14 protein-coding genes are annotated in these 24,293 nt (G+C 56.3%); 8 read left to right on the plus strand and 6 right to left on the minus strand.

The window, feature by feature from the left end:
* The 5 genes from NDI65_RS19895 (at position 1) to NDI65_RS19915 (ending at position 11,376) form a co-directional block, all read left to right on the plus strand.
* A complete protein-coding gene (locus tag NDI65_RS19895) occupies positions 1-3,729 on the plus strand; it encodes a UvrD-helicase domain-containing protein (RefSeq protein ID WP_310894149.1) in 3,729 nt (1,242 codons plus the stop codon).
* Between the two features lie 147 nt (positions 3,730-3,876).
* Positions 3,877-5,565 (plus strand): AAA family ATPase, encoded by a 1,689-nt coding sequence (locus NDI65_RS19900; RefSeq protein WP_310894150.1) that lies wholly within the window; start codon positions 3,877-3,879, stop codon positions 5,563-5,565.
* Positions 5,566-5,742: 177 nt separating this feature from the next.
* Positions 5,743-7,878, plus strand: coding sequence for a VWA domain-containing protein (locus NDI65_RS19905; RefSeq protein WP_310894151.1), 2,136 nt, complete (start codon positions 5,743-5,745; stop codon positions 7,876-7,878).
* Positions 7,875-10,157 (plus strand): MBL fold metallo-hydrolase, encoded by a 2,283-nt coding sequence (locus NDI65_RS19910; protein WP_310894152.1) that lies wholly within the window; start codon positions 7,875-7,877, stop codon positions 10,155-10,157. Before NDI65_RS19905 ends, NDI65_RS19910 begins: the two co-directional genes overlap by 4 nt.
* A gap of 28 nt (positions 10,158-10,185) precedes the next feature.
* Positions 10,186-11,376 carry a hypothetical protein gene (locus NDI65_RS19915; RefSeq protein ID WP_310894153.1) on the plus strand — a complete coding sequence of 397 codons (1,191 nt, stop codon included), beginning with the start codon at positions 10,186-10,188 and terminating at the stop codon, positions 11,374-11,376.
* 35 nt (positions 11,377-11,411) lie between these two features.
* On the opposite strand, the gene NDI65_RS19920 is transcribed toward NDI65_RS19915, so the two are convergent.
* Complete coding sequence (locus tag NDI65_RS19920; protein WP_310894154.1) at positions 11,412-14,261, minus strand: DEAD/DEAH box helicase family protein; 2,850 nt, start codon at positions 14,259-14,261, stop codon at positions 11,412-11,414.
* A 36-nt stretch (positions 14,262-14,297) separates the two neighbouring features.
* The gene (locus NDI65_RS19925; protein WP_310894155.1) at positions 14,298-15,134 is read right to left on the minus strand and encodes a hypothetical protein; all 837 of its coding nucleotides are present in this window, start codon (positions 15,132-15,134) and stop codon (positions 14,298-14,300) included.
* 168 nt (positions 15,135-15,302) lie between these two features.
* On the opposite strand from NDI65_RS19925, the gene NDI65_RS19930 reads away from it, so the two are divergent.
* The gene (locus NDI65_RS19930; RefSeq protein ID WP_310894156.1) at positions 15,303-17,048 is read left to right on the plus strand and encodes an SNF2-related protein; all 1,746 of its coding nucleotides are present in this window, start codon (positions 15,303-15,305) and stop codon (positions 17,046-17,048) included.
* A gap of 524 nt (positions 17,049-17,572) precedes the next feature.
* Here NDI65_RS19930 and NDI65_RS19935 read toward each other — a convergent pair.
* From NDI65_RS19935 to NDI65_RS19945, 3 genes are all read right to left on the minus strand, one after another.
* A complete protein-coding gene (locus NDI65_RS19935; protein ID WP_275880855.1) occupies positions 17,573-17,995 on the minus strand; it encodes a hypothetical protein in 423 nt (140 codons plus the stop codon).
* A 606-nt stretch (positions 17,996-18,601) separates the two neighbouring features.
* Positions 18,602-19,003: a hypothetical protein gene (locus NDI65_RS19940; protein ID WP_275880854.1), complete on the minus strand. Its 402-nt coding sequence runs from the start codon at positions 19,001-19,003 to the stop codon at positions 18,602-18,604.
* Positions 19,004-19,015: 12 nt separating this feature from the next.
* Positions 19,016-19,498, minus strand: coding sequence for a hypothetical protein (locus NDI65_RS19945; RefSeq protein ID WP_275880853.1), 483 nt, complete (start codon positions 19,496-19,498; stop codon positions 19,016-19,018).
* 1,280 nt (positions 19,499-20,778) lie between these two features.
* Here NDI65_RS19945 and NDI65_RS19950 point away from each other — a divergent pair.
* Positions 20,779-21,732, plus strand: a complete 954-nt coding sequence (locus NDI65_RS19950; RefSeq protein WP_275880852.1) for a restriction endonuclease — start codon at positions 20,779-20,781, stop codon at positions 21,730-21,732.
* Between the two features lie 69 nt (positions 21,733-21,801).
* Complete coding sequence (locus tag NDI65_RS19955; protein ID WP_310894157.1) at positions 21,802-22,698, plus strand: hypothetical protein; 897 nt, start codon at positions 21,802-21,804, stop codon at positions 22,696-22,698.
* 140 nt (positions 22,699-22,838) lie between these two features.
* On the opposite strand, the gene NDI65_RS19960 is transcribed toward NDI65_RS19955, so the two are convergent.
* Entirely contained in the window at positions 22,839-23,747 is a 909-nt protein-coding gene (locus NDI65_RS19960) for an ADP-ribosylglycohydrolase family protein (RefSeq protein WP_310894158.1), read from the minus strand.
* Positions 23,748-24,293 lie beyond the last annotated feature (546 nt).

Consider the following 24,293-nt stretch of genomic DNA (forward strand, 5'->3'; position numbering starts at 1 on the left):
ATGGAACGAGACGAACTTACAGACCAACAGAAGCAGGCGGTACAGACTATCGACGAGAACTACCCACTGACCGCGGGTGCGGGGACTGGAAAGACGACGACGTTGTCGTTTCGGTATCTCGAACTCCTCGAACAGAACGAAGAGCTCCTTCCCGAGAATATCCTCGTGACGACGTTCACGCGGCGTGCAGCGCGTGAACTCACTGCGAAAGTTCGGGAACGAGTCCTCACTCGACTCGCGGAAGCGGATTCAGCAACTGACTACGAACGATGGCGGGACGTTCTCATCGGACTCGAAGACGCGTATATCCACACGCTCCACGCGTTCTGTCAGCGCGTTCTCTCTGAACACGCGACTGCAGTTGATGGTCTCGACCCGGGATTCGACACCCTCGACGACGTGGAGGCGACGCGTCTACGGAGTGACGTTGTCGACGACATCCTCTCGGATCGGCCGCCAGCTGTCGAACAAGCACTACCTGCTTTCTCCGAGTACACGCTTCGTGAGGCACTGCTCGACCTACTGGGGAAGCGTCCCTTATCTGAACAGTGGGCGTCGTACTGGAGTGCGCCTGAGCGAACGACTGATGAGTACGTTGAGTACGTCGAACGCGTGCTTCATCCGTTCCCGGTCAACGAACTCGTCTCTCGACTCGACGACGAAGATCTTCGAGCAGACGTTACAGAACTTCGAGAACTGCTCGATAACCTCTCGTCGTCACCAAGTGGAAAGCGAACGAGATATGCAGTTACACTCCGCGACCTGTTCGACGAACTTGAGGGGGTTGCAGACAACGAAGCGTACGAACGCGTGCTCGAGGTCTGCGATACTCTCACCACGTCTAGCGGTGGCCTTCGAGCAAACTACACACCGACGAACGGAGATTGGAACGGCGACGACGTGGGACAGGAGCGTGTCGGAGAACTCGTGGAGTCGATTCTGCGGTCGCTCGGTGTTCCGGAACTCACCGAGGCCGACATCGATACGAGCGTCGACCGTGAGACAGCGCAGTACGTCTTCGCCCTCGCCCGGTTGCTGAACGAGGTCGCACAAGAGTACCGTTCACGACTTCGAGAACGGAATGCAACCGACTACGCGGGGTTAGTCGAACGAACGAGCAGGCTTCTCGACAAAGAGGCTGGCGTCGAGGACGTTCGTATCTCGCTGGGAGAACAGTTCGACTACGTCATGATCGACGAAGTTCAAGATACAGACCCCAGTCAGTGGGACATCGTTCAGTCGCTCACGAGCCTCGCAGACGAGACTCCGTATGGTGGTCGGAACGTCTTCGTCGTCGGTGACGAAAAGCAGTCCATCTACCGGTTCAGAAACGCAGACGTCTCTGTTTTCGAAGCGGCACGCCGAAATCTCACCGAGGCTAATCACACCGACGAGACCGCTACCGAAGGCCGGTACGAGCTTCAGGACAACTTCCGATCGCTCGATCCTGTCCTTCGATTTACGAACGCCCTCTTCGAGGAGGTGTTCCAACGTGGTCCCGACGCCGACTTCGAAGCAGAACCACAGGCTCTCGCCCCCAATCGAGACCACGACGGAGACGTCGACCCAGTCGTCGAGTATCTCCTCGTCCCAGACGACGAACTCGCTGTCGACCTCTTACCGGAGGAACACCCATTCCGAGAGGATGGTGGAGACGAGCGACGGTGGAACGAGGCAAGGGCGGTTGCCTCGCGGATCACACACCTCGTGGAAGGTGAGACGAAGGTGTACGATCCGGATCCGGAGGATGGAGTAGATCCACCGCACGATAGACTGGCGAGCTACGACGACGTGGCGGTCATCATCCGCAAACGAACCCACCTTGGCGCGTTCAAACGGGCGTTCGACGAGACGGGTATTCCCTACACTGTCGTCAACGGCGAGGGGTACTTCGACACCCCAGAAGTTCGGACACTTCTCAACCTCTTTCGGGTCCTCGCCGACCCTGAAGACGATATCGCGTTGTATGGATTACTTCGCTCTCCGATGTTCGGGTTCACAGACGACGAACTCGCACCCGGGTCTGTCGGCGGCGATATCTGGCAGTCCCTCGAAGGCGTCACGACAGGCGAGTTCGCGAAGGCGCGCGAACTCATCGAAGACCTTCGCCACTTGGTCGGTTCGACCGACGACGCTGCTGGTCCGCAGGTTGACTCGTGGACTGAAGCACTCGACGCTGCACTCGATGCGACAGGATACCTCTCGTCGATCTCTGCAGACAACCGACCCAGTCAAGCGGCAGCGAACGTCGAACGGTTCCGTGAGTTACTCAGAGATGGTGTCGGAAGTGCACAGAGCGTCGGGGAAATCGTCGAGCGCCTCGAAGAGCGTCAAGAGCTATCGATACACGACCCCGAAGCGTCGATTCCTGACGGCGCAGATGGGGTAAGTGTCCTCACGGTCCACGCGGCAAAAGGTGAAGAGTACCCAATCGTCGTCGTCCCCGGAATCAGTGACGCCTTCAACACCTCAGCACCCGTCGCTGGTGGGACCGAGTTCGAACGAATTGACGACAGACCCGCACTCGGCTTGTCGGTTCCCGACCCGGAGGACCCCTTCAACAGCATCGACACGGTAGCGAAACAAGGGATCCGACGACTGCGGCGACAGCGACTCGTTGCAGAGGAGAAGCGGACCTTGTACGTTGCGTGTACACGCGCACGAGACCACCTCGTCCTCGCCGGTACTCACGGAGGTTCTGATGGGAAGTTGAACGAGGCAGACCCCGAGGACCCGAAGAGTTGGCGTGACTTCGTTCAGCAACCGCTTCTCGGTCACGCCGACCTCCTCGCGACACTTGGCACTGAAGGTACGTTCGAAGGCCAGCTGGCACGCGACCCCCTCGACAGTGAACAGGAGCCTCCAACGTTCCGTGCTTCACTCCCTCGCCCACCGCTGAACGTTGCTGAAAGAACAGACGCAGTAGCCGATGCACCCACCGCACCCGACGTCGAAACTCCACCAGAGAAACCACTCACCTACCGCCTGTCGCCGTTTCAGGTAGCAGACATACTCAAAGAGAATCCTAACGGGGAGTTGGCCTACGACGAACGAGACCAGACGGTTTACTACCGGCGGCCGGACGACGAGGCGGAGGCCGAGGAGTCCGAAGAATGGCGGGAACGGGATGAGTTCGACGACGAATCGACCCGTGATACTCTCTCAGGGATGCCGTTTGGGGAGGCAGTCCACCGGATCGCAGAACTCCGCCTTCCAGAAGAGCGGTGGGACGAAATAATCGACGACGCACTCCGTACACAGGAGTACGACCACGAGATCACAGCAGAAGACAGGGAACGCGTGGCACGCCACGCACAACGTTGTATCGCCCACGTCGACGACGTCTCGGGAGAAGACGGGTCGGTCTACCGAGAGTTCCCAGCGTCAGTGGAACTGGCTCACGGAACTATCTCGGGACTCATCGATTGTCTCGTCGTCGACGAGGACCTGACCATCGTCGACTACAAGACGGGACGTGTGACCGAACGATCAGTCGAGAAGAGGGCAACCCAGTACGGCCCCCAACTCGAAGCGTACGCTCTCATGACGCACGAGTTCGACCCCGACCGTCCCGTGAAGACACAGTTGTATTTCAGCGAACTCGATGCCGTCTCCGAGAGATCGTTCACTACCGGTGAAGGTTCGGATTCACTCTCGGTGCTGCGGACGTCGCTCAATGAACGAATCAGGTCAGTCATAGAAGCGCGACTGGACGTCTCGTGGGAGTAACCCCCGAGAATACCCGCCGTTGTCGAACCGGGATACACTCTCAGTTCTACTATTCGACGAGGATTGTTGTGTCCAAATACCGCAAAAACACGATTAGAAGCATGAGATTGTGCAATACTTATTATCGTTGCACGCTGGAGTGTGACTATGATTGATTCCTCGACGACGGCGGAAGACTTCATCGCCGATGCCGAGTACCACAATCCGTGGTGGAGCGGCACTGGTGGACTCGAGGAGCTCCGATCCGTCTCAGAGTGGAAAGAACGATCAGATCTTCATCGGTTACTCGACAGTCTCGAGACACACGACGATGGTGTTGGCAGTCTCGTCCACGCAATGTATGGGCAGACAGGAATTGGAAAATCCACGATGCTCCGACAACTCATTGCGGCGCTCATGGACAACGATGCCGTTTCCTACGCGCCTGGAGACCGCGAGCGCTCACTGGTTGGGTCTGTCGCACCTCGGCAAATCCTCTACATTCCTCTGGAGGAGTCGCTTTACCACCTCGAACCACCAGAGGTCGCATTCAACCGACTCCAGAGTGTTGTCGATTACTTCGACTCCCACGTCGCCCCACGACGTGGAACAAAGTTCGTCATCTTAGACGATATCGGGGCGCTCTCTTTTGGTGAAGACGACGGTCCAGATCGACTGCAGGAACTCGTCGACGACAGAACCTACCTCTTCATCACCGGTATCGTCAGCCCACAAGTCGACGTCGACACGGCCTCGTGGAAAGACACGGTCGACCAAGTGACTGGGTCGTTCCCCATGTTACCTACGAAGTTCATCGACGCGGTCAAACAGGGTCACATCGTCGACTTCGACGACGAGCACGCACGGAAGTTGGCAGAGACGCTTGAACATCATCAGGTCGATGGACTCATTCATCGCGCGCGCAAGGAGGAACTGAGCAGTCGGAACATTGCAGGGATGGTGGATGCACTCTCGACGCTATTTTTCGACGAACTCGACACCGTCGACCACGATACCCTTCACGAGGCTGCGAGGGCGTATCTTCGACGAGGAGGGTCGTTCCACTCAGTGGAGGGAGATACTGTTCGAAACGACCTCGTCAAGTCGCATTTCCTCTTGTATCTCTACAAGGAACTCGCGCGGTACCACAGTGTCCAACGCCCCGAGAACCTCCATCGGTTGGGTTCGCTCGCTGCGAGTAAAGCCGGAGAAGAACTCAAATATACGACGCTGAGCGAGCAACTCGGTGTCGATAGACGGACTGTCGATTCGTACCTCTCAATCCTCGAAGGTGGGTTGGCTGTCGGCCAGTCACACGACTTCGCACTGCAGCGATATCGCCGGACTCGACTGTATCTCCGCGACCCCCGACACGTTGTGCTCCTCTCCCAGCGTAGAGAGCATCACGGGTTCGAAACGTACACAGATGCTGGCGTGCTGAACGCCGAATTCGAACACGCTCTCGCCCGGACGGTCGGATTCGACCACGCGAAGCGACTCGCATGGTCACTCCCCGGAGAGAGTGACCAACGGTTATCGGTCGAGTACGCTGAGACAGGGAGTGGAACAGTAGACTACGTCCTCCACGGTGACGGTCTCGTGCTCCCGTTCGTTCTCTCGTATCAACCATTCGCTGACGGTACCCTATCGACCGCCCTCGAGTTCGACCCGTCGACAGGAGCTCACTTCGACGATTCTGGAGAGGAGCTTCGAGAGTTAAGCTACGAGGCACCGTATCGATTTGTCGTGACTGATGCACTACCCCGGGAGGTGGAACAGTCATCCTCGCTGGTCGTCGAGCACAGCGGTACGAAGGTTTGTTATCTCCCGTACTGGCTGTTCCTGTTACTCGCCTAAGAACGACGACTTCTAGCGGCCTTTTCTGCTGTAGATCTCACGCGTATGGCGGTTATTGTCGTTCAGTCACGGGGGCTCCACTTCAGACTCCTTCAAACGCCAAAAGAAAATTTAGGCACATTCTATTGTAGTTGTAGACAGATTTATATTCTTGGATAAACAATTGACAAGTGCAATATGGGGATTAGGGACAATCGGAAGTCGGAAAATTTGGATGTCACAGCTGAAGGGGAATACACGTGGGACGAGGCGGTGGCGGGCGAACAGATCTCGGAGGGAACGAGGGTCACTCTCACTGGCGAGTTCGTGACACAGCACACAACACGGAAAGCCGGCGTAGTTGCATGCCGGATCTCGATTCGAATCGACGAGGACACGCTCGTCGACGTGGTGCTCACTCCCTGTGACTCCGAAGAGCGGTTTGACCTCGTGACGGGGTCCCAGTACACCATCTCAGGGAAGATAGCAACGTCACCAACTGCCTTGCCGCGCCACGAGTCCTCGTGTCTGGACTGTGGCGGCGTCCTCCGACAGCGGGGTGTAGTCGACGACACGGAAGGCCTCGAGACCGCAGTCACCTCACTGAACGTTGGCGACCACTTCGTCGTGTGTGACGAGATTCACCGAGCCGCTCGGGATTCGAACGAGAAGACCGACGATTGGATACCGAGGGAACGACAGAGCAGACCGATTCCGAGCGGTCGGTATGTGTGCGTCGACTGTGGGTCCGACGTTTCAGACTACGACCTCACACGAGAACACGGTGGCGAACTCATGCTGGAGATGGATGCGTGTGCTGCACCAGCCAGCAAGTCACTCGGACTCGCAGTCGGTGGTTCTCGTGACGCCACGAACTTCCGTGAGAACATCCACGAGGGCTACGTTCCCCAACCTGACGCCCTCGCGTACGAAGGGTTGTTCTACGACTACCGGTTCCCCACAACTGAATCCGAGCACACGGAAGATGCTCTGTTCACACCGACCTTCGAACGTGCCTCTGCACGGAACCCAGTGACTGGGGAACGAGAGGTGTACCTCTCGGTGGGACTCGATTCGTCGCTCAGTTCTTCTGAGTTCGAACGGCCACCCCTCGACGTCGTCGCTGTCCTCGACACCTCCGGTTCGATGTCGTCACCATTCGACGAGTACTACTACGACTCTACAGGGACTCGCCGAGAAGTCGGAGACGACGAGAAAAGTAACGACACCAAGATGGAGGCCGCAGCGGCGTCGCTGTGTGCCCTCACGAAGCAACTCGCTCCCGGCGACCAGCTAGGCGTCGTGCTATTCGACAGTCGTGCCCACGTCGCGAAACCGCTTCGAGACGTCCAATCGACCGACATGGACGCCATTCGAGGCCACATTCGCGACGTTCGTGCGGGTGGTGGAACGAACATGGGCGAGGGGTTCGACGCGGCCCGTCAGATGTTCGCAGAGATGCAACCTGAACGGGAGCAGCGTATCGTCTTCATGACCGATGCGATGCCCAATACGGGTACGACGCGGTCGAACCAACTCGTCGACCTAGTTGCCGATGCAGCGAGTGAGAGAATACACACCACGTTCGTCGGCATGGGGCTCGACGAAAACGCCGAGTTGGCAAGTGACCTCTCTGCAGTCCGCGGAGCGAATCATTACTTCGTTCACTCGGCTACAGAGTTCGAGCGTCGACTGGGAGAAGAGTTCGACTACATGGTCTCCCCGCTCGTCTTCGACCTCTCGTTGTCGGTCGACACCGAGGGCTACGAAGTCGACGGAGTCTACGGTGTTCCGAACGCGGATATCGAGGACGGCAGGGTGCTGGACGTCACCACACTCTTCCCTTCGCCGACGAGCGATGGTGAATCTCGCGGAGGTATCATTCTGGTACGGTTGCACCGAACCAATATCGAGGACACAAGCGTCGAACTCGACCTCTCGTGGGACGAAGGTGACGGTATCACACGGGGGACTCGTGTCGCCGTCGACGTCCCGAGCGGGAAACACTTCGACGGCTCCGGAATCCGAAAGGCCGTGGTCTTGAGTCGATACGGACGGGTCCTCCGTGAGTGGGCGTCGTGGGCACGGTCTGCGTCGGCCACTGACCAAACAGGGATGGTCGACGACTGGGTCGGTGCACGAAGGACTCAGAACGAACACGAACGTGGCTCGTTACCGATACGAATCTCCGACTCCTACGCCGCGGTCTTCCGCGACCTTCGCGTACACATCGTCTCCGAGTCCGCAGAAATCGACGACGAGACACTCGCTCGCGAAGTCGAGGTTCTCGACAGTCTACTCGAACACGCCGAAGAGGAGAGGCAGCGGCAATGAGTGCCGACCTCGTAGACGATGCCGATGTCGTCACCGAACACGCTGTCTCCAGTGTCTCGTACCACCACGTCAACGTCGAGGCCGGTAACGAATCGGTTCTCCTCCGGTTCGAATACGAAAACCGAGAACAGGCATCGTGTATACTCGTCGACGCGGGAGAAGGGGTAGAACTCGGCCCATATCTCCGCCCGAACGATTCGCTCGCCGCGGTCTGTCTCACACACGCCCACGCCGACCATTACCAGTCACTCGAGAACGTGGTTCGCGGCGACGTCCCAATACTTGCGTCTCCGTCGACAGCCGAGATACTCGAGACGGTACTCACGTCCGCTGCAGACCGTGGGTTCGTGACCGATACAAGTCGTGTCTGTGAGGCCGTGAACCCAGTCGATACGTGGACAGACGTCGCACCAGGAGTCCGCGTTCATCCAGTTCCTTCGGGCCACGCACCAGGTGCTGTTGGTTTCGTGATCCGGTTCCGTGACGACGATGGGACCCACGACATCCTCTTCACCGGTGACTTCACCAGTGAGTCTGCAGGGGGGTACCCCGGATTCGACCCTGATGTCGCTCCAGACGTAGAAGCGCTATTCCTCACAGTCGCGACGGCAGAGTCGTCTAGCGACGAGTTGACCGCTGGAATCGCAACGGCGTTGGAACGGGCACACGGTGGTGCAAGCGTACTCGTCACCGCCGGGGGACTCGATGCTGTACACCTTGCGACACTCCTCGCCAGTGCGTCAACCGAATTAGACCTCGACGTTCCGATACGTATCGCCGGACAAGCGGCGAAGCTCTACGAGGACCTCGAATACGAGTTCGATGATGTTCACACCATCCCAGAGTTCGAACACACGACTGAATGCCTCGATAGTGGTGCTATCACCATTGCTGGGCCAGACGTCCCAACTGAGGGGAGCTCAGGGCGACTCTACGACGCACTCTCGGACGACCCGAACGCGTGCCTCGTCCAGTTTGTCTCGTCTGGGAAGTCCCCAATATCCGGTGGTGGACCGTGTGCGACGTTCGACTTTGCCGCCACTGCACATCCTTCGAGAGACGTTCTCGACAGTGTCGTCGACGAAATCGACCCTGTCGAAGTCGTAACTATCCACGAACACGGTGGTGCAGGAGGTCGATACAACGACTGGAAACCATGCGTCTGGTCCTACGATTCTGACGAGAAACTGACTCTCTTCGAGGAGGGTCGATGGCTGACTCCACCCCTGATGCGATCTCGGTTTGCTCGAGTTCCCGACCGTCCGATGGATCTCGGGTTTCTGGCCGGACAGGAGATCGGTGATCTCCCGCTCGTGTCGCTCGACCGGTCCGAGACGATCGACCTCGAAGAGGAAGGTATCGATATCGAGCAGCTTCGCGATCGATTACACCTTGGTCACAGAGACGACCACAAGCCGACACAGAATACGACATCCAAGCAAATGACTGACGAATCAGAGACACCCGATCAGACGAATCGCTCCGAACAAAAACTGTTCAAGACCGTCGGTGCAGACGTCGAACAACAGGATACGCTTTCGAACGATTCCATCACACCGAAGGGTCTCGTCTCGGCGCGAGCGTGGAATGGACTTAGCGCCCAAGAGGCCGCACAGAGTTCCGGCACGGAGACGAATCAAGAGGACTCCGACCCCGAAGATCACGACCAGAAGAGCCAGGCCACAGAGAGCGATACGGCGTCGGCCACCGAGGCCGAGGCCGAGGATTCAGAAGTTGAAAAACCCACCACGGCTCGCGATGACGACACAATCCCCACGGAGGACACACGAGTGACAACCGACACAGTCGACGAGAAGAATTCTGACGAACGGATACACGGCGCTGAATCTGCACAATTCAGTCTCGAAGTCGACCCGCTTCTCCTCGCACTGGTCGAACGTGAGGTTGGTGCGGGTTCCATCGAATCCTTCGTCACCGAATCCATTCAGGCGTACCTCGAAGCATTGCTTCGGGCAGGGGAACCACCAGAAGGGACGGTTGGGAGTCTTGAATTCGACGTGACGGCAGGTACTCGGCTAACGCAGGCCCTCGAACGCGTCGTCGGAGACGACGGGCACGACTCATTGTCGTCATTCGTTCGGACAGCGCTCACAGACCTCCTCGGTACCACTGCTGGGACCGAAGTATCCATTTCCGACCATCAGGTCGACGAGCGGCTGATCGAAGCGGCGGTCGCCAACGACAAGCACGGCTTCGATACCCGTGGGGACTTCGCCGACGCGGCGACCCTCTGGGCACTCAGTAACGAAGAGAACTAGCCACGGATACGCCGATTCTCCAACAACCATGACATCAAAAATACACCTCGATGAACAGGATGGAACCGTTCGGCTCGACGACCTCACCATCGAAGATCACGAGCTAGTCGCGTACCTCGCAGAACACGACGCTACGAATCGCGAGGAGGCCTTCCATCAGGCATTGCGAATTGGCACTGCGACACTCTCGCTCGCAGAAACATCGAAGGAGGTCGAGCACGTAAAACACGAGTTCGAGCAGATGCGTTCGGACTTCGAAGCCGAGATCGATGACGTCAGAGAGGAACTCGACCGCCGGTTTGGTGACGACGGAGAAGTCTCTTCGATTCTCGACCGGCACCTCGGTCCCGAAGGCAGGCTCAATCGAGAACTCGACGACGTCTTCGGTGAGGAAGGGCTCTTCGCGAGACGACTCGACGAAGAGCTCGGAGAAGATGGCGAGCGAATTCAGGACGCACTCGACCCAGATAGGGAGGGAACACCGACGAACCGGCTTCGTGAAGCACTTCGTGGGGAGATACGCGAACTTTCGAAGCAACTCCAAGTCGAAGAAGGGAGAGAAGAGGTTCGACAACGAACGACCGAGAAGGGCCACGTCTTCGAAGATACTGTCGCTCAGTTCCTGACTGACCTCGTGTACGGATCCAGCCACTCGTTCGACCGAACTGGTGAGGTCATCGGGGAACTCGCTGAGAGCAAGGTCGGTGACTTCGTTGTGACTCTCGGCCCGACCAATCAGCGGATCGTCGTTGAGGCCAAGAGTGAACAAAACTACACGCAACCACGCATCAAAGAAGAGATGCGAGAAGCCATCGAGAACCGGGATGCAGATTACGGTATTTTTGTGAGCGAGTGCGAAAGCTACGTTCCAAACAAGGTGGGATACTTCCGGGAGTTCGATGGTGAATTCCTCTCTGTCGCACTGAGCGCCGACGAAGACGACGATGTCGACTCCCGGCTCTTCAATATCGGGTTCAATTGGGCAGAAATGCGAGCCGTCCAGTCTCACCTCGATGCTGGTGACGACGTCGATCCCGAGTTCGTGAGGACACAGGTCGAAGAGATCGAAGACTCGGTCAGCAAGTTCACGAACGTGAAACGGAAGTGTAGCAGCATCAGGAAGAGTGCAAACGGCATCGAGGAAAGTCTCGACGACATTCAGGGTGAGGTGACGACGCGGTTGAACAACATCGTCGGAGAGATGAGTAAGTCGAGATAATTTTTACTCAGCTAGCGTTTCGAAGGATAGAGATCTCAGTACAGGTCTTCGAAACTTTCAGGCGGGTCATCGATCAAGCTGCCTCCCTCCTTTTCGTCATAGTCCCACGAGTTCGGGTCGTCGACGACACCTGCGAAGATTGGATTGCCATCTTCGTACGCGATCGCGTGGTTTGCTTCGTTGACTGTCACAGCACCGCCCCCTTTGAGTTCATAGACGAACTCGGCAACCTGCCGAACTGAGTCCGTCGTGATGGATTTCCGTCCATCACTAGCCTTTTCGAACGGAGACCCTTCGTGGTCGACACTGAACTGGTATCCGTCACGTGGACCAGGATATGGTTCGCCCACCTCGAGTCCATCTTCGCTTGGCACCGGCCGGGATTCACGTGCTTCTGGGAGTTCGTCAATCGACGCTTCGCGAAGTTCACCCGCCAACGTTTCGTCACCGGGCACCCACGTCTGATGAGTCACCTCTGCACTCGCGAGGTCCTCTTCCCAGTCGTGCTCGTAGAAGATGTTCTCGTCGACAGTATCACGCGCATAGAGGACGTGAAGTTCTGAACGTCCCGCAGACTCTCCGGTACGGAGTACACGACCGAGTGTTTGGATACGCTGTCGAACACTCCCCGAAGAAACACGGACGATTCCGACGTCTGCACTCGGCACGTCCACTCCCTCGACGAGTGCTTTCACACTGAGCATGACGTTCGCGAACCCGTCGTCACCGAACCAGTCGATAGCGAGGTCGTTCCAGAGCGGGTTTCGATGCCCCGAGTGGTACATCACAGGACGGTAATCGCTGGACAGAAAGAGTTCCTCTAGTCCTTTGTCGACCTGTTTCAGTTGTGGATACTGTTCGTACAGTTCGGCGCGACCAGTTTCCGGCCCCGAGATCCGGCCGGTTCTGACGTTTCGCCCACGCCCTTCACTCGGTGCGACCATCCGCTCTAACTGCTGAATTCTCTCTTGGAAGACGATTGCTTTCTTCTCGTGTTCGATGGTGTTCTGAAGAAGGTGGAGCGTAATCGCCTGTCTCGCCACTGCGTCGGCGATGAGGTCTCGACGTTCCTGGGTGTACCTGAAGTAATCGGCGATTGCAGGGGTTGCACCTTCGGTAGAGTTCTGTATCGTCCGAAGTTTTTGGGCGAAGTTGCCATCGAGCTCGTAGAGTCGATTCTGGTACCGAAGCTCGATATCGTTGACTGCGTCCGAGACCTTTCTCGATAATCGGTCGTATGCCCCACGCTCTGCAGGTGTGAGGTCGAATCCGATGTAGTTCACACGGAATTCGGGGATGAGATTGCGTGAGATGGCTTCGTCGTACGTCAAGTCATAGTAGACGTCGCCCAGTTCGGAGACGAGCAACGAATCGGACGCCGTCCACTCCTCTGGGTCTCGGGACGAGAGCGGTGTCGCAGACAGACCCAGTTGAGCAGTTCGGGGGTAATCGAAGACAGACGAGAACACGTTACCGGTGTATCTGTGACACTCGTCCGCGACGAGGAGGTGTGGTGGGTTGTCGACTCGAGAAAGTGAGCTCTCGAGGTAGTCGTCTTTGACGACTGAGTTCACGATACCGACGAGAACTCGGCGGTCATCAGCGAAGTCGTCTTTGTGCCCACCGCCAAGCCATCCGACGTCACTTGGTGGGACGTTGAGTTTCTCGATGAGTTCGTCGAGCCACTGCCGCATGAGGACGTTCGTTGGGACAAGTACGGTGACGACTCCATCTGGGTTCTCGTCTAGCCACCGCTTGATGATCTCCAATGCCATGACCGTTTTCCCTGCACCGGTGACGACACTCGCGATGCCAGAGTGTGATGGGGTGGTCCCATCTCGGAACCACTGGTCTGCCGCCTCTTCTTGCCACTCGTAGAGTGAGAATTTGTCTGGGAAGCGGTAGTGTTTGCGTCCTTCTGGAGACTTTTGCTCGATCATGTCCCGCGAGAGCCCCGACCCGGTCCCGTCGAGGATCGCGCGTACCTCTTCCTCGTCTGTCGCATTCACTAATCGTTCCAAGACTGAAGCAGTGAGCCCGGAGAGATCGTTTCCATCGACCGACTCGAAACGGGACTTCACTTTTTTCCGGAGTTCGCGTCGGCGGCGCTCTTGGGCGACGTACTTCTCGTCGCGTCGCATTCGAGGCCGGGTCGGGTCGTTCGTTAAGACACCGTCGTCGAGGTAGTCCTCTCGGAAGGTATCGAACATCTGTCGGTGCTTCCCAAGTCCTCCGGACTCTCGGTACACGTAGTACTTCGCCAACTCGCGTTTTATTCTGTCATCTGGCGGGTCGACGCCGGAGCCCTCTCGTGCGAGCCATCGTTCGAACTGCCAGAAAATGTCGGCATCTCTGAAACGGTCGTCAAACCGTTCTGCGAGATCACCCACAACGTAGCCATCGTCTGTCTTTCGTGCAGCACCAAGTTCACACAGCAGTACTGGATACCCACGGATGCCCTGTTCGTTGAACTCGTAATCGTGGTCGTTTTCTAACCGTGAGCGGAGTGCTCCCCGTGAGAGGGGCGTATCTGCGTTGAGTAGGATGCGATTGAGTGCGTGGAGTCCCTCGATTCCCTCTGGAAAGTTCCCCTCGATGGCCCAACTCTGTTTAATCGCATACCACAGGAAAGTCTCGTAATCGATGTCGCCGTCTAACCACCGATTGGCGAACGACCAAACCGAGATGTCTCCGTCGACCTGTCTGAGTACGCCTAACTGAACGTACGTGCTCACGATCCGCTTGAGGTACTGTTCAGAGTATTGCCCACCCTCAGGTTTCAATAACCGCTCCTGTGCGCGTGTGACGAACGAGCTCTTGCCTATCGGCTCCGTGGCGGCTATCGAGACGAAGACTCGACAGCGCCGGTTCGTATCGTCGTCCACACCGAATAATGGGGTCGGAAAGCGGCGACTCATGGGCTACCAGTCTTCAGGATCGTCGGAGTATACGGTGTGGCCCTTGGAGTCCGTTTTTGTTGTAGTACCAAGAGATGCTGCCCACGATTCGAGTTCCTCACGTTCGTCGACAGAAAGCGAGTCTGTCAGCGATGGTGGCTCACTAACCTCGAGTGGTGTCTCTTCGATCTCCCCGATGTAGACGGGAAGCATCTCGACGCCACGCTCTTTTCGGAGCTTGATCACGTTTCTAACGACTCGGGGGAGGTCCCCGAACTGACTTCGAACTTGCTCGGGTGCAGGATGGGCATTGACCAGTGTGATAACTTCGTTTGAAGGCGTCACACGGAACGACCCGCCATTTGGTTTGTACGACTGGAGTGCAGCGAGAATATCTCCAGAAATATCTGTCTCGACTGGATGACGTTTCCCTGTTTCTGGGTTTTGCCACCAGACTCGTTCACCACCGGCACCGAGAGAGAATTTCGAGCCATCGTACACACTTGGCCAGAGGTCGCCCATGGAGAGACCAGATGGTGACACATCGAACGCAAACGTCTCTGCGTCTTTTGGCACCAGTTCACCCTGAAGCTCGAGGGTACCTACCCACGTGGTCTTGTACGAATCCCCGTCTTCTTCCTGAGTAAGGACATCCCCCGATTCCGTGACTCTGACACGGCCCCCAAGACGTTTGATCTTCAGGAGGTCTTCAACGAGGGATTCGGGCGTTGGGTCAAGGTACAAACGGTCGGTACCCTGGTAGACCTGCCACCAGACATCTCCATCTGGGTTCGTGTGGAGTCGGAATCCTCGATAGTATTCTGGCCATTCGTCACCGGGAGAGAGAGTGTGGCTCGTCATTGATAGTATCGCGTTACTATGTCTTCGGTCAGTCGGACATATATATCCACATGGAAATGAACCTGAAATAGAAATTCCGTATTTACGAAGGTTTTATTCTACTGACTGAGAGAGTATCGCAAAGACACCATGGGTAAGGGGAATTTGGGCACTTCACCCGACGTAGTGATGGATGTGGACCGGCGACCCGAGATACTCAAGCGACTCGGTGAGACCGACGTCACAGAGATCGGGGGACTCCCAACGCATTTGACAAATGTCGAAGCACAGCGATTTGCAGCCGCACAGGGACAGCAGGAACTGCTGTCTCTCAAGGAGATCGAGGACAAGATCAAGCTCCTCGACCACCAGTTGGATGCAGCGCATCGGGCACTTTTTCAAATGGGTGGGGGTGCGCTCTTTGCAGACGAAGTGGGGTTAGGGAAGACAATCGAGGTTGGCATGGCGTTGAAAGAGATGGACTTCAGGGAGACGCACAAGACATTTCTCATTCTGACGCCTGCTCAACTTGCTCCGCAGTGGCAGGAGGAACTTGATTCTAAATTTGATCTGGACTTCGTGTGCAACTACGACGAGGAATTTGGGGGGTTCGACGACCACGACAAGGTCGTCTCGAGCATCGATACGGCGAAGACGAAGAGTCACATTGACGATGTCCTCGAACGGCGCTGGGACGTGCTCGTCCTCGACGAAGCACATTATATAAAGAACGAAGACACCAAGCGGTACGAGCTCATCGAAGAGCTGGACTACGGACACGCGTATTTTGCGACAGCAACACCAATCCAGAACGACATCACGGACCTGTACAATATTGTCCGTCTCATTCGACCGGGTCTCCTCGGTAGTAGAGAAGAGTTCCGCCGAAAATTCGTTCCCAAGAACGGTGACGCCCAGGTCAAAAACGGTTCAGAGCTTCAACGTCGCCTGAACCGAGTCATGATTCGCAACCGGCGTGAAGAGACGGACATCGACTTCACGAACCGACGAGTGCAGACAAATACGTTCGAGCCCACACGCGACGAACGCGACGTGTACGATGCAGTAACGGACTACGTCCGTCAAAATTACACGAGCGAGGGGGCGAAGCACCTCGTCATGCTTATGCTACAGAAAGAAGCTGTGAGCAGTCCCTATGCCGTTCTTGGGACGATCGAAAAGTGGCTGAACGACCCTGAGAGGTCCGCCCCAGCAGAGCGCGAACAACTCTACGAGATCGAGACGCTGATAGATGGACTCGGTCAGACGACGAAACAGAAGAAGCTCGCGAATGTCGTCGAGGGTCTCGAAGAGAATCTGAACACAACCCGTGCAGTCGTGTTCACACAGTTTAGACCCACGCAAGACGCGATTGCAGACTACATCTCTGGGCGTGGTCACCCAGTCCACGTGGTCAATGGAGACGTCTCAAGTAAGGGGAAACAACGAACAATCGACAAATTCGAAGAAGAAGGCGGAGTAATGGTCGCCACTGACTCGATCAGTGAGGGGCAAAATATGCAGTTCTGTAACGTCCTCGTGAACTACGATCTGCCCTGGAACCCGATGAAGGTCGAACAGCGAATCGGACGTGTGGACCGCATCGGCCAAAACAAGGACGTCTACGTGTTCAACCTCGCTCTCGAGGGAACTGTCGAAGAACACGTCCTCGACAAGCTCTACGGGAAGATCGACCTATTCAACCAATCTATTGGCGGGCTGCGAGACGTTCTCTCACGGATGGAGAAATCGGGTTCAGACTTCGAGCGAGAGGTATTCGATCGATTGCGAACTGCAGACGACGAAGTCGAACTCGAAAACAACTTCGAAGAGATGGCAGTCGACCTCAAGAAGAACAAAGAGGCTGCCGAAAAGATGGCAGACTTCAACAAAGACGTGTTCGGAACCTTCGAGTTCACTGGAGGGACAGCGTGAGTACCGACGCCCAGGACTCGAAGGACACCCGCGTCCTCAACGTCCTCAACGTCAAGCGGTTCACCGAGGCTGTGATCACGTCCAGAGGAGGGACCGTCAACAGGGACGATCCGTCGCGCTGGGATGTCCATCTGCCCCCAGAGTTGGTTGACGGCCAATTCGATACGCGGGCCACACTCGTCTTCGACCCTGCCGAGCGACAGATCGGCGAAGGTGACGTACTCGCGGCACCAGGAACACCATTTTTCAACACCCTCGTCCAGGCAGCAGAAAGAGGAGAAACCATCGGCAGTGTGCGGTTCAGTGCGGAATCTGTACAGCTGCAAGTCCCACCGGTGCTGGAAGTGTGCGACCTCGACGTCACGACGAAGTCGTTCGTCCGCGATCAGACGAAGACAGCACTTGTATTCCACGTCGCTGCGGAGTTCGAGAGTAAGAGTTCCTTCCAGCAACTGACTCTCGAGACAGTCGTCGTCGACCCCCACACAGGAAAACGCCTGCCGGCTATCGAAGACCGGTACCTGTCACACTGGAACTCGTTCCTCGGCCAGACGCCCGCCCGAGCAGATGCCGATGTCGACACAGAGACGCTGTTTTCTGCGTATGACGTGGCTCTCGAAACCGTAGAAGAACGGATCCAAGACACAACACAGGAACTCGTTGCCGAAGCAGATTCGGACGTCTCTGAGCGTGCCAAGGAGATACGTCGACTCTACAAACAACGTAGAGGTGAACTCGACCAGCGAATCGAAGACAAAAAAGAGGAGATCAGAGAGTGGGAAGACAAGCGTCAACGTGCTCGGAAAGACAGCACCAGAAAGCGGTATTACCAGAACTACACTTCGGCGAAAGAAGAGCTCGAAGAAATCAAACAAAGCGTCGAAGACCGCAAAGCTGAGCTCAGGCAAGAAGAACGCAAGCGAATCGTGAACGTCCGTGATGAACACGACGTGCAGGTCGACGTCTCACTTGCAGGGTTCACGTATCTCGAGTACGACAGTGGTTCCCTTCGAATCGAACTAGACGACGGGGTCCGGGGCGGGGTGCTGGATATTGGATACACCCCCGCAAAAGGCGAGTTCGACCCCGTCGAGTGTACGGAGTGCGGAGTCACGTTTTCGAAAAGTGAGCGTCCACAGCTGTGTGACGACGGCCACGTCGTCTGTGCTGACTGTCTCGAAACCTGTGTGACCTGCGAAACAACACTCTGTGGCAACTGTTCGAACGGCTACGGATACGACTCGTGCGGTAGTTGCGGTGCCTTCGAGTGTGCACAGTGTTCCAGTACGTGTACCTCCTGTGGGAGCGACTCGTGTTCGTATCACAGATCCGAATGCACGATGTGCGGTGAGACTACCTGTGTACTCTGTGGTGTGGGGTGTTCGACCTGTGGTGAGTTCCACTGTGACTCGCACCTCGTGGAGTGTACTACCGACGGAGAACCACGATGTCTCGCACACGCGGCCATGTGTACTATCTGTGGCGATTACCACGGCGAAGAACACGTCGAACCGTGTGGAGAGTGTGGTACGCTCATCTGTCCGGAAGACAGTTCAGATTGTCATACCTGTGGTGAGGTACATTGTTACGACCATCTTGTCCAGTGTGCAACTGACAGCGAGTGGCGCTGTGCCACACACATCGACGTTTGCGAAGTTGACGGCGATGACCACGGGATAGAGAATCTCGAAGTCTGTTCCAAATGTGGTGACACGCTTTGTCCAGAAGATCGGGAGACTTGCCTTACGTGTGGTTCTATTCGGTGTCACGACCACTGCTCCCCGTGTCCCGCATGTGATGGCTACCACTGTACGGAGCACCTCGAAGACTGCACAGTCTGTGAGGTTGGACACTGTGAAGACCACCTTGAGGGATGTTCTGCATGTGGTGATCTCCTCTGTCCCGAAGATCAAATCACCTGTCAGGACTGCGGTGACGTTCTCTGTCCGACTCACGCAACCGAGTGCTCACACTCGGGGTCGAATTACTGCGATGCCCACGTCGGAACGTGTGGCCAGTGCGAAGAACTGGTTGGGTCCGGACATCTCATAGCGTGTGCCGATTGTAGTGAACCAGCGTGTCCGGATCACGCTGATTCGTGCATCATCTGTGACGACGACTTCTGTGAATCTCACGTCGAGGTATGTCAAACGTGTGAGCATGGGGTTTGTGAAGACCACTCTGAGACCTGTGTAGTGTGTGGTGACGTCACGTGTAACGATGACCTTGAAAAATGCAACACGTGCGACCACGAAGTCTGTGAAACCCACTCCGAGAAGTGTGAGGCTTGTGGCGAAGTCACGTGCACCGACGACCTCGAAGCGTGTACGTACTCTGGTGAACTGTTCTGCCCAGATGACCGCTCTGAGTGCAGCCACTGCGGAGAGACAACTGGTGACGTATTCCTCACCGAGTGTGAGACCTGTACTGAGTTCACGTGTCCATCTCACACCAGTACCTGTTCTATCTGTGTCGACTACTGCTGTGAATCACACGCTGGGACCTGCCACACGTGTGGGCAAGTGGTTTGTGAGGAACACGCCGAGGTCTGTGACGCGTGTGGTGAGGTCACGTGTACTGATGATCTCGAAACGTGCGCTCACTCTGGTGACTTACTCTGCCCAGACGATCGATCCACGTGCAGTCACTGTGGGGAGACCACCGGAAACGAATACCTCACGGAATGTGCTGCTTGTACTGGCCTCACGTGTCCGTCCCATACCAAAGCGTGCGCAATCTGCGACCAGGACTTCTGTTTGTTGGATACTCAAACGTGCCACATATGCGGCCACGAAGTCTGTAAAGTAGATTCTGAGACCTGCGAAGTCTGCGGTGAGGTCACGTGCACAGACGACCTCGAAACGTGCCAAACGTGCGGCCACGGAGTTTGTGAAGACGACCACGAGACCTGTGCCGCGTGTGGTGAGGTCACCTGCACGTCTGATTTAGAGGCGTGCGCCGACTGTGGAGACCTGCTCTGCCCCGAAGACAGGTCTTCATGCGGCCACTGTGGAGAACACTTCTGTACAGATACTGTCGCCCTGTGTGGGGTTTGCGACGAACCACACTGCACAGAACATATCGATCACTGTTCAGTCGGCGAAGAAGCAGTCTGTGTTTCTCACGTCTCGACGTGTACAGTTTGTGAAGACACCATCTGCGTATACCACGCCGAAGCGTGCGTCGAGTGTGGAGAGGATGTGTCGTACTGTCCGTCTCACCTCGTCGAATGCGGAACGTGTGGCGACAAGCTGTGTCACGATCACCGAAGCCAGTGCGACGTTGGTGGGGACGAGTTCTGCCGACGGCACCTATCTGGTGGTGGTCACGGAGGCGACATCGTCGCGTGTGACGAGCACGTCCACACGTGTGTAGAGTGCAACAAGCCGGTTATCTCGGTGAATGCAGTCGAAGCACCAATCCAGTCGGGATACGTCGCCAAGGAGCACGTAGAGACGTGCTCTCTGTGTGAGCAATCGTATGCGCCGGTTTCCCTAGAACAGGGTCGCTGTGAAACCTGTCGAACACTGGGTTCGGCGTCCGAGCAAGCGGTCCCTCAGTCCATCCAAGACGACTTCAGGACAGTCGAAGCGAGTACGAATGCACGGTATCTGGTCGTCTACGGCAAGTCACTGTTCGGCGCGAACGAGCTCGTCGTGTTAGATGATGCCGGGAATGAGGTCAACAGACGGAAACGGGGACTCATCCGCCGCATCGTGGAGGTGTTACAATGAGCAACAGACAGACTCCAGAGTGGTACGACACTGGGTCGGTCCGGAAGACCGTCGAACGAGCAGTCGACGACTCGGTTCCAGTGTATAAACTGATAGACCTCATCCACAAGAAGGAACATTCGTCTGTGTCCGAACGACGGGTGAAGTGTTTGGTCGAAGGAATCCTCGAACAGCTAGACGAGAAGAGCGGTCAAACGGAACTCTCGCAACCCCGGTCGACGGATTCGTCACCCAGACCGATGGAAAACCGACGTGCGGACGTCGACGACGTCGAATATCTTTCGACGGACGAGTTCGCTCGCGTGTTGGGTGTCGTCCTCCAACGTTTCGAGGGGAGGACTCGACGGTCTGACGTCCGTGACTCAGCCGTCGACCTCTACTGGAATCGCTCGCACACCACTGTGGGAATCCGTACCGTCTCTGTCGTATCTGGTTGCTCAGTTTCTGCTCAGGAGGTGCGTCCGATGGTGGACGGCAACACGAAACCCCGGGAGGGGCGAGCACCGTCTGATTTCGTCGTGGTCACGAATGGCACCTTCGACGCAGATGCTCGAGAGTTAGCTGACGAACACGGGATTTTCCTGTGTAATGGTGACCAGTTGGAGCAATGGCTCCGGATTGCTGGCGTCTCTGATGGTCTTCTCGCTGACGTGCTTGAGAGAGGGAAGGAACGCGAGTTCGACATGGACGCTCGTGTCGAAGAAGAACCAAGTATCCCACCCCAAGTCAGGGACTTCGACGTGATTGAGGAGTTGTCGTCATCACCCACTCCGAAGCCAGAGATCGCAGACGAGGAGGACGAGACTGAATCTCCGGAGAGTGGTGCGGACCGGTCTCCGCAAGCAGGAGAGTACGGCCGCCTCGGTGCCGACGAAAGCGAAGACGCAGATGGGGACGTGTTCGGTGACCTTCAGAAAAAGGTGAATGAACAAACAAATGATTCAAATTGACAAAGTACAATTTCCGAACACATCAGTGAATATGGAAATCGAACCTAATACACATCTCTGGAGGGTCGTATGACCGCGACGTACAGTCGTGAGGAGACCACAGTACCACTCCCTGGTGGAAGGTCTGTGACCATCGAGCCTGGGCAACCGTGGCCATCGGCGCATCGTGGTTCGCGATACAGTCTCGTGACGAGCGACGAGTTCCCCGAAGGGGCGATCAAGTGGGAGCAACGAGACCTCAATATCCATGCACGACCTCCTGAGGGGCTTCGAGATGTGCTGAGAGGGCTGGGGAAGAAAGGAGGACACGGGATCGTTCGTATCACGGCAGGAGGGGAGGTTCTAACAAAGATCAAAGCCGACGACTACGTGAATGTTGACCAGGCGGTAGTGTCGTCAGGTTGGATCCCGGTATACGTGGGTAAACTCATTGGGGAACTCGACTTTGGGGAAGTCAATCTGAACCCTCCAAAGCAGACCGGTTCTGTTCGTATTTGGTCTGGACTGCCGTTTCACCACGGAGAGCGATGGTCGTTAGCTGAGGATAACGAACTTCACTGGCGGTGGAAAGATTACGACTTCACCTCAGCGTTCGATCACGATGAATTGGTCGAACGATACCGAACATATCGGCCCACTGGAGGTCGACTGTACATCACTGAACTCGGTCACGTGTGGGGTAACGTTTCACCGGGTGACCTCTCCGGGGAACGAGCAAGAGATATTCAGAACGCAGTCGATACGTGGGTCACTGAGACCGAGCGGCAAGGAAACACAGCAGCACGTCGCCTAGTGAACCGCCGGTTGTTAGTAACGAGTCAAACGGACGATCCGTCTGATGGGTTACTTCCGGTTCACCTTGGTCACGTCTCAGAATTCGATGGAGGGACAACACCACGCCCAGTCGTCGACGACGAGACGTATTTCAAAGTCGTCGGCCAGTACGAACAGGTGTGGGAGTCCTGAGTTCTGGAAACGATTCTGAGAAAAAAACAGATCGTATCGAATCATATAGAGTCAAATACTGGTCACCGTGTGTCAGGATTGCGGCTATCACTTTTCGACCTAACGGGGGGTGTCAAAACAAACCTGGGTTGTACAAGGTTTCACACTGTACTACTGAGCTGTTCTGAAAGCGAGTGGAGTTCGTCGACTTCGTCAATCGCAGACAACCAGTGGTCTGGTAGTCCCGACGCACCAAACCGGGCACCGGCGACTGCACCAGCGATCGCGCCAATTGTGTCAGTATCGCCGCCGCGGTTGACGGCAGTCACGATTGCGTCCTCAAGATTCTCCGCGTAGAGGGCATCGTGAAGCGCCGTTTGAAGCGAATGAATCACGTACCCTGATGTCTCCAGCGAGTCGATTGACTCACCGCGTGAGATTGGGGAAAGGGCGTCAGTAAGTTCATCTGGTGCGTCGCTGGCGACGTAATCGAGTGCTTCTTCCAGCGGTGCATCAGCGTCGTCGAGTAAACCAGCGATTGTGAGATTCAACACAGCACATCCCCACGTGCACCGCGGGTCGGCGTGTGTGATTTGCGAGGACTGACGACTAACTTCGACGAGGGCGTCCCAGTCGTCAGCGTACGGGATCGCAAGCGGAGGACATCGCATCACACTCCCGTTCCCAGCGTTCGCCCCTTCCGAACTTGCCTCCCAAACTTCTCGACCAGCTTCTTCCCACGTCGAACCGCGAGACAATCGGGTGAGAGAACGCCTCGTCATGCCCCCAATGTCGAATGGGCCACTGTCATACCACGCGACGAATCGGTCAGCGACGTCTGTGGGGTCGAATTCGCCTTGGTCGACGAGGCTCCGAGCGATGCAGAGTGCTTGCTCCGTATCATCCGTAATCGTCCCAGCAGGCTGGTTCCACGTCCCGTACCCGATCATCTGGTCAAGCCGGCCGTGCTCGGCCGCGATTTGTTCTGCAGAACTGAACTCTACTGGCCTGCCAAGCGCATCCCCACACGCTAGTCCCAGTAATACACCACGAACGCAGTCAGAATCCATGCGGCAGTCAATGATGACAGTTCAGAAAAATGTACGGGAGAAGTTACTGGTCGAACGCGTCCCCCTACAGTTTTGCTTCGCGGATCGTCAATTAATATATTAGATGATAAATGTCGTCCCAGGACGCCGTCGTTTTCGGCGGGAGTGTATGCGGGAAATCAACGTGTTGGACAGGCGCGCCATGAAACGACTCAGAAGCAACCCAGTGTGTACTATCACGTCTTGAGTGGTTGTTCATGAACCGAGACGTGTCAGTGAGTGTCTTCTACACAAGAGGTAGACCCTGTGGATGTTGGGCCACTCTAAAAAGCAGATATTGTTTAAACTACCAGAGATGATATAATCGCCAGAGCAGAGTTAACAAACAGACAATCAATGAAATACTCACCCGAACCTGAACCTGAACCAAATGATGAAGACTTGCCTGGGGATTGGGTTGGTGGTGTAGTTTTTGAGACCTCTCGGGGATTCTCTCGACTATTTGTGAACAGAACTCGGACATTGTGTATCCACTATGAGTTTCCGGGTGGTCGAATCCTTCTTGAA

The sequence above is a fragment of the Haloferax sp. S2CR25 genome (genome assembly GCF_031624535.1).
GTDB lineage: Archaea > Halobacteriota > Halobacteria > Halobacteriales > Haloferacaceae > Haloferax > Haloferax massiliensis.

Bases quoted from the DNA above. Each gene is read 5' to 3' on its own strand.
- NDI65_RS19895 (WP_310894149.1), top strand. From the start codon at position 1: ATGGAACGAGACGAACTTACAGACCAACAGAAGCAGGCGGTACAGACT.
- NDI65_RS19900 (WP_310894150.1), top strand. From the start codon at position 3,877: ATGATTGATTCCTCGACGACGGCGGAAGACTTCATCGCCGATGCCGAG.
- NDI65_RS19905 (WP_310894151.1), top strand. From the start codon at position 5,743: ATGGGGATTAGGGACAATCGGAAGTCGGAAAATTTGGATGTCACAGCT.
- NDI65_RS19910 (WP_310894152.1), top strand. From the start codon at position 7,875: ATGAGTGCCGACCTCGTAGACGATGCCGATGTCGTCACCGAACACGCT.
- NDI65_RS19915 (WP_310894153.1), top strand. From the start codon at position 10,186: ATGACATCAAAAATACACCTCGATGAACAGGATGGAACCGTTCGGCTC.
- NDI65_RS19925 (WP_310894155.1), bottom strand. From the start codon at position 15,134: ATGACGAGCCACACTCTCTCTCCCGGTGACGAATGGCCAGAATACTAT.
- NDI65_RS19930 (WP_310894156.1), top strand. From the start codon at position 15,303: ATGGATGTGGACCGGCGACCCGAGATACTCAAGCGACTCGGTGAGACC.
- NDI65_RS19950 (WP_275880852.1), top strand. From the start codon at position 20,779: ATGAGCAACAGACAGACTCCAGAGTGGTACGACACTGGGTCGGTCCGG.
- NDI65_RS19955 (WP_310894157.1), top strand. From the start codon at position 21,802: ATGACCGCGACGTACAGTCGTGAGGAGACCACAGTACCACTCCCTGGT.
- NDI65_RS19960 (WP_310894158.1), bottom strand. From the start codon at position 23,747: ATGGATTCTGACTGCGTTCGTGGTGTATTACTGGGACTAGCGTGTGGG.